Below are 7101 nucleotides of genomic sequence, written 5' to 3'. Positions count from 1 at the left end.
GCGCTCATCAGAATGAGCAGCCGTTCCTCGGATCGGGCGACCTTCTGCGTTCCAAACCTTGACAGCGGACATCAGAGCGATGTTCTCAGGCCACTGCGCTGAGTTCGTGAGCCTGGATGTAGGCCCATGGCAAGAGGTCGTCGATCTGGCTGTTCGGGTGGCCATTGACGATCCTGGTGAGGACATCGGCGAGATAGCCGAGGGGCTCGACGCCGTTGAGTTTGCAGGTTTCGATTAGCGAAGCGACGACGGCCCAGTGCTCGGCGCCGCCGTCCGATCCGGCAAAGAGTGCATTCTTGCGGTTTAGCGCGATAGGACGGATCGAGCGTTCAACAGTGTTGCTATCGATCTCGATGCGGCCATCATCGAGGAAGCGCGAGAGGCCTTCCCAACGCGACAGCGTGTAGCGGATTGCCTCGGCGAGCTTGGTCTTCTGGCTGATCAGCCCGAGCTTCTCGCGCAGCCAGGGCTCGAGAGCGACGGTGATCGGCAGGCTCTTTTCCTGGCGCACGGCACGACGCTGCTCCGCCGATCGTCCACGGATGTCGTCTTCGATGCGATAAAGTTCGGCGATCTGTCTCAGCGCCTCGCAGGCGATTGGCGCGGGACCGGCCGCGGCGAGTTCGTAGAAGCGCCGGCGCACGTGCGCCCAGCAGAAGGCGAGCGTCACGCCGCTCTTGTCGGCGAGCACGCGATAGCCGCCATAGCCGTCCACCTGCAGGATTCCTGTGAAGCCCGCGAGATGAGCGATCGGACGCTCAGCTTTGCGGTCGGGCGCGTAGACATAGGCGACGCCGCGCGGATCGGCTCCGTCCCATGGCCGATCATCGCGGGCATAGGCCCAGAGCTGGCCGGTCTTCGTTTTGCCGCGACCGGGATCGAGCACCGGCGCCGTGGTCTCGTCGGCGAAGAGCTTTGGCGAGGACTTCAGCTTCGCCAGCAGCCGTTCGTGAACCGGACGCAGGTGCCAGGCGGCACGGCCAACCCAGTCGGCGAGTGTCGAGCGGTCGAGATTGATGCCCTGCCGGGCGTAGATCTGCGCCTGGCGATACAGCGGCAGGTGGTCGGCATATTTGGAGACCAGAACCTGGGCAACCGTCGCCTCGGTCGGCAGGCCGCCTTCGATCAGCCGGGCGGGCGCGGGAGCCTGAACGATCACGTCTTCGCAGGCTCGGCAGGCATATTTGGGTCGGCGCACGACGATCACACGCAGCTGCGCCGGAACGATGTCGAGCCGCTCGCTTACGTCCTCGCCGATCCGATGCAAGTCATTGCGGCAGCACGGGCAGGCATGGTCCTCGATGTCGACCACCATATCCGTGCGTGGCAGATGGGGTGGCAACGCACCGCGGTTCGCCCGACGCTTGGTGACACGCGCCTGACGCTCCATGGGAGCAGCCTGTTCGTTCTCCTCCTCGCCGGCCGCCTCGATCTGCTCGGCTTCTTCAAGTCCCAGCAGCAGCTGGTCTTCCGGCAGCGTCTCAGCACGACGGCCGAAGCGGTGGCGCTGCAATTCCTTGATGATCTGGATCAACCGGGCGTTCTCGACGTCGCGCGCCAGCACCATCGCCTTCAGCGCATCCGGATCGTCGGGAAGCTGGTCCGCCGTCATCGCCATGAGTGGATCAGACCATATTCGTCGACAGCCCGCGACAGCGGAATCCAGGCTGATTCACTTGGTCGCGGGTCAGCCCGCCTGGGCTGGAACACGGGTCCGGCGCGCCTCGTGGACGCGCCGCCAGTCGAGTCCTTCGAGCAGCGCCGAGAACTGCGCCGCCGTCAGCTGCATCACGCCATCCTGAACCTTTGGCCAGCGGAACTCCCCGTCCTCCAAGCGCTTGGCATAGAGGCAGACGCCGGTGCCGTCCCAGAAGATCAGCTTGATCCGGTCAGTCCGCTTCGCCCGGAAGACGTAAACGGCCCCGCTGAACGGATCGGCCCCCATCGTCTCTCGCACCAGCGCCGCCAATCCCTCCGCACCCTTGCGGAAGTCGACCGGCTTCGTCGCCACCATGACCTTGACCGCACCCGTCGGCCCGATCACGACGTCGCCTTCAGCGCGCGGATCACCGCCGCCACCGTCTTGGCGTCGGCGCCACGGCCGACCCGCATGGCGACGCCGTCGATCTCCAACTCGATAACGCCGGCGTCGCGGGCAGCTTTCCGTTTGCGTTGTGGCTGTTGTTTCCCCGTCGGTTCCGGCTTCGGAGCCGGCACCACTGCCGGCACGAACAACGGTTCCGGTGCCAGCGCTTCCGCCAACGGCACACGAGCAGCCCGACGCCAGGCGAACAACTGCTGCGGGGACAATGCATACCGCCGGGCCACGGCACTCACGGTCTCGCCGGCATCGTAACTTTCAGCCACGATCCGGGCTTTCTCTTCCGGCAGCCATTCGCGCCGCCGACCGGAACCCGTGAACACCTCGAAACGGCGCGCGGGCTCAAGATTGCTGGATTTAAGCGTAAGCTCTGAAATCGTCATGTGTCGAAGCCCTCAAAGGCTCCGAACATCGTTCCTCACGACCACGCGCGAAAGGTGCCACCAGAACAGCGCTTACAGTTATCGGGATAGTCGACAACGTTGGAACACCTTGGGTTCACACCCTCCAGGTGGCGGCGCGAATAGGCCCCGAGCTGTCCGGCATTGCTTTGCAAAACTTCTGTGAGGTCGCTCTCGATCTACAAAAACAAAACCCTGTAGATCGACCTCTTCGCTACGCGCTGTCGTTGATACAGGGTTCTGAAATCAAGGTGCCCGACGCGTTATACCTGCAAAGTTTCCTGATGCGAGCCCTGATGGTCGATCCGAGAAACATCGACCTAGTGTCAGCGCTTCTGATCAACATGCGCCATGAGGGGCGGACGATACACGAAAGTCTCATCACCAAGCGCTTGACGTCGATTATAAAAGGCGGCTTGGAGCGCGGCGAGCACTATGAAGTTGCATGGGCGATCTTCCTCATGAAGGGCTTGGCACTGCCGCTGCAGTTGGGCGCCCAAGCTGCTCTTCTTGCGAAGATCGAATGTCCAGCGATCTGCTTGCTCATTCTCGACATGGCATCTCGCGGACTTGCTCCGGAGGCTCCAATCCGGGATTGGGAGCGCCGGGTGAAGGCCGTATCAGCCGACGGTCCCGACTGGTTGCTCGCCTACGAAGGAGTTCGGCATGGTTGGCTGGCAGACATCACTGGCGCTATCAGAGCCGATCCGATGTTGAAGCCCTTCTTTGACCGAAATATCGTCTTTTACGACGATAAGCGGAACGTGCCGACAACCAAGAAAGCGGTGAGAACGCGGCGCGCAAGATCGAAGAGGCTGACAACAGCAATGCTCTGGCGGATCATTACGTCCAAGTACATATAGATCCGACCACCCCGCCAGGGAAACCCAAAGACTGCATCAGGTCGATGCTGGGCTCACATTTTTCCGTCAGAAATTTGGCGCTCCGCATCAGAGTGGTGCGCCGAGTCATCTGGAGGGATGAGCGGTGAACCCGCTGCCTCGTGACCTCATGCAAAGGGAACTGTCGACTCAGCGCATACGGCGCTATGATACGTTGGGTCAGCTCAAAGACTTGCCGGAACCAAACAACCGTTAGCGTGAAGACGATGGACAAATTCAAGAGCTTATCCGACATCGCCACGGGCCAAAGTGATGGGCCGCTCGATCGACTGAGTCGCGGGCTAGAGCTGTCGACCCTCTCAACGGCCATCAGCAACCTTCCGGAATCGACCCTGTCGAAGGCGATCAGCGGGCTGGAGGTGTCGCCGTTCTCGCCGACCATTGCCGAGCTTCAGGCAAAGGGATCGGCCCTATCGCAGACCTTCGCCGAGCTGCAGGCAAGGGGATCGACCCTATCGCCGACCATTGCCGAGCTTCAGGCATCGCCTGGCATGGCATTGATTGCGCGCGCCACCCAGTGGGCAAGCCAACTCGCTAGCACGGGTACGCTCGCGGTGCACATGCCGACTGGCACGCCAAACAAAGAAATCGAGCTAATCCAGCGGGCCGCTACTGGCGTCTTGAGCCTCTCGGCTGAGGTAGGCCGCTTGCGTCTGAGCGCTCTGGGAGCGGAAACTCTGTCCGCTGGGCTGCAGACAACCCGGTTGAAGCTCTCCGCACTGGCTGGTGCTGGAGACGTGCTTGGCTTCGCGGCGAGATCAAGCTTCACAGCCTATGAGGAGCTATTCGGCAACTGGCACACGCGGTCTGATCTGCCAAACCGCTTCTGGAGCGATCCAGAAATGCGCCAACGACACTACCGCGAAGCCAAGGTTGACCCGGGTCTGATCGAGACCACGTCAACTGGTGCGATCGAGGTTGTCATAGAGAGCGGTTTCGCGGCCGGCGCTTCGGAAGCTGGTAGGTCCGTCGCGCTGCTGGACGTTGCGGGGCTGTCCGTTCAGATACGGTCGGCCAATCCCAGAAATGATGCCTTCAGCGCGATAGGCTTCTTTGAGCGCGCGTTGCGGTCCTTCATCTCGAAGAAGATGGAAGCGGTGGGCGGACCGCAGTGGTTCAAGCAGAGGGTTGGGGGCGAAATCCGTAACAAGGCGCGTGATCTTCGCGCGGCGGCGATGGCGAATGGCGAGCGGGATGAAGCGTTGCTTTCTTATCTCGATCTTGGCGACCTGATGGCGATCGTGCTTCGCGCGGATAACTGGAATCAAGCGTTCGGGTACGTCTTTCCAAACGAACAAAGGCTGCGGCTTGACCTACAGGCGCTTATCGCCACTCGCCGTCCGACGATGCATACGCGCGATGTCGATGCGGTGCGTCTCGTCGAGCTGATTTGCATTATCAGCCGCCTTAGCCAATTTATGACCGGCGACGGCGAATGGAAGCGCATCGCCGACTCCGAGGATTGAGGGCTGCTGTTCATCGGTTGGGCGTCCGCACTGTCTAGAGCAAACGTAGTTGGTCACCGGGTGTCGAGCCCAGCGGAAACTTGATCTGCGTGGCGGGCTTCTCGACAATCACCAAAGCGTCGTCCGGTGCCGGATACGGCTGCCAATGAAAGTAGTTGGTCTTGCGAATGTTGGTGGTCCCGTAATCGGCTTTGCCTGTCACTCGCTCCGAAGGTGACGGCATTCCCCTCAGGAGATAGGCCAACTCTCGCCCCCTTCGAGAGCGTTTCGGACCACGGGGCCGGGCCAGTTGGGATAGATGTCAATGGACGGCTCAAGGTTGCCCAAGATGTTCCGCAAGGTACCGGTCCACTGGCGGATGGCCTCTTGCGAAGTGGTGAGGTTGTAGAGGTTACACATCGTTTTAATGTTCCCAACAGACATTGAATTTCAACCAGTTCTCTCATCGCCAGTTGCCCCGGTCCAGTTGCCCCTTGAAATAGATCTTTAAGTGGCTCTTAGTTGAGGTTGGTGGGTTTGGATGTTGGGTTATGCGTTCGGTTGTGAAGTTTCTCGCTGTCGCGTCAGTTATTGTCGCCACATCAAGTTCAGCTAAGGCTCTGGAATACAAGCCGGTATCGTCGCCGGGCGAGCTTCCGTTTCTCATCGTCTCTGGTGAATTTGGGGTCAACGAACCTCTGAATGAGTTTAGCCACGCTGTCACAAGCAGTGGGGCTAGGGTGGTCGTATTCGACTCGCCGGGCGGCAGTATCGGAAGTGCAATGCAGCTTGGACGTTTGATCCGGGCAGCCGGCCTTGATACGCTTCAAGTCCGACAGTTGCAGTGCGCGTCGGCTTGCTCGTTAGCTTACATGGGTGGCGTTCGCCGTGTTGCCGACCCGGGCTCTATTGGTGTTCATCGCTCATCCTTCGCCCCAGAGAACGGAATGTCTACCGACGAGGCTGTGGCCAACGTTCAAGCCGTAACTGCCGATATCATGTCCTACATGTCCGAGATGGGCGTTGACCCCAAGTTGATGGCCGTAGCATTGAGTTACGACAGGTTTGATATGCGATATCTCTCCGCCAGTGAGATGGCTGAACTGCGCGTAACCAACGTTTCTACCACGCCGCCGTCCGTTGACACGTCGCGTGTGTCGCCAACGCCCAGTCCGGCCCCCGCTGAAGCCAGCGCAGACGAGCGGCAGCTAGAGAGCGCGGCGGTAGCATTTATCAAGGGGCTCATCGAGCACCATGGCGACAACGCAGATTTGGCGATCGCTCAGGTTCAAAATTCGTATGCTGGCATCGTCGATTATTACGGAAAGCCAACGGACCTAAGCTCGATCATCGCCGACAAGAGAAGCTATTTCCAACGATGGCCGGAACGGGGATACAATCTCCACGACGAGAGCGTCATAGTCACCTGTGCCAATGAGCGATGCATGGTGTCGGGCACTTATGACTGGGTCGTCCGCAGCCTGCCAAGGCACAAGCAGGCAAAAGGTGTGGCGCGCTTCAGTTACACGATTGCGATTGGGCAGAACCCCAAAATCATCGCTGAGACCAGCAAAGTCATGCGCTGAAAGTTCCGTCAGATTAGTGCCTTCTCAAGCGCCCGTCTCGCAACCTCAAGCCGCGCCTCGTCGCCCCATAAGTCCTCACCAACGCTGCCCGATGAGTGACCCAGAACAATGTCTTGGTCCGACTTTGTGACGCCGGCCAAGCGTAGTCGGTCTTTCATGAGGTGGCGAAGCGAGTGGGTGGTAGCCTTTGGGTCCGTCACGCAGGCCCGAACGTGCTTGCCCAAGGCAGCAGATGCTGAGGAGGCGCCTTTGGGACGCCCGTAGGTCGGAAAGAGCATCGTTGCGCTGCCGGCAGCCTTGACGGCTTCCTTTGCGGCCTCCAGCGCGCGACCTCTCAACGGCACATTCCGCCGCGATACGGCATTCTTAATGCGGCGGTCATCGTGCCACTCAACCGTGATGTGCGGGACGACGTGGTCAACATGCACGTCCGCAACGCGAAGACCTGAGACCTCGGCGAGGCGGCATCCGGTACCAGCGAGGATTGCCCAGATGTGTTGAAGGTCTGCCTTCGCATGGTACGCAATGCGGGCGGTTACCCCGCAGTGTATCGCGCGGTGTATCTCTGGGGAAGCGGAAACCCGGGCAATCCTTGGGTTTCAAGACATTTCTGGATTAAGTGGCTCCCCGGGCCGGAGATGAACTAGCGCTTGCAAAGCGAGCCAC

7 protein-coding genes are annotated in these 7101 nt (G+C 60.4%); 3 read left to right on the top strand and 4 right to left on the bottom strand.

Annotated features, from left to right (window positions below):
• Window positions 1-85: 85 nt before the first annotated feature.
• From FJ423_RS21930 to FJ423_RS21920, 3 genes are all read right to left on the bottom strand, one after another.
• A complete protein-coding gene (locus FJ423_RS21930) occupies window positions 86-1618 on the bottom strand; it encodes an IS66 family transposase (protein WP_064993412.1) in 1533 nt (510 codons plus the stop codon).
• 69 nt (window positions 1619-1687) lie between these two features.
• Window positions 1688-2044 (bottom strand): IS66 family insertion sequence element accessory protein TnpB, encoded by a 357-nt coding sequence (gene tnpB, locus FJ423_RS21925; protein ID WP_064993413.1) that lies wholly within the window; start codon window positions 2042-2044, stop codon window positions 1688-1690.
• A complete protein-coding gene (locus tag FJ423_RS21920; protein ID WP_064993414.1) occupies window positions 2041-2484 on the bottom strand; it encodes a transposase in 444 nt (147 codons plus the stop codon). The genes tnpB and FJ423_RS21920 overlap by 4 nt, the downstream gene beginning before the upstream one ends.
• Before the next feature lie 128 nt (window positions 2485-2612).
• Here FJ423_RS21920 and FJ423_RS21915 point away from each other — a divergent pair, with 128 nt between their 5' ends.
• Together FJ423_RS21915 and FJ423_RS21910 are read left to right on the top strand one after the other, a co-directional pair.
• Window positions 2613-3365, top strand: a complete 753-nt coding sequence (locus FJ423_RS21915; protein ID WP_064993415.1) for a hypothetical protein — start codon at window positions 2613-2615, stop codon at window positions 3363-3365.
• A 245-nt stretch (window positions 3366-3610) separates the two neighbouring features.
• Entirely contained in the window at window positions 3611-4870 is a 1260-nt protein-coding gene (locus tag FJ423_RS21910; RefSeq protein ID WP_064993416.1) for a hypothetical protein, read from the top strand.
• Window positions 4871-4904: 34 nt separating this feature from the next.
• Here FJ423_RS21910 and FJ423_RS34265 read toward each other — a convergent pair whose 3' ends face one another.
• Complete coding sequence (locus tag FJ423_RS34265) at window positions 4905-5114, bottom strand: hypothetical protein (RefSeq protein WP_224655926.1); 210 nt, start codon at window positions 5112-5114, stop codon at window positions 4905-4907.
• 286 nt (window positions 5115-5400) lie between these two features.
• On the opposite strand from FJ423_RS34265, the gene FJ423_RS21900 reads away from it, so the two are divergent.
• On the top strand, window positions 5401-6435 hold the full coding sequence (locus tag FJ423_RS21900) for a hypothetical protein (RefSeq protein WP_064993418.1): 1035 nt from the start codon (window positions 5401-5403) through the stop codon (window positions 6433-6435).
• Window positions 6436-7101 lie beyond the last annotated feature (666 nt).

It is taken from the genome of Mesorhizobium sp. B2-8-9, from assembly GCF_006439475.1.
Lineage (GTDB): Bacteria > Pseudomonadota > Alphaproteobacteria > Rhizobiales > Rhizobiaceae > Mesorhizobium.
This window is presented reverse-complemented; position numbering and strand designations above follow the sequence as displayed.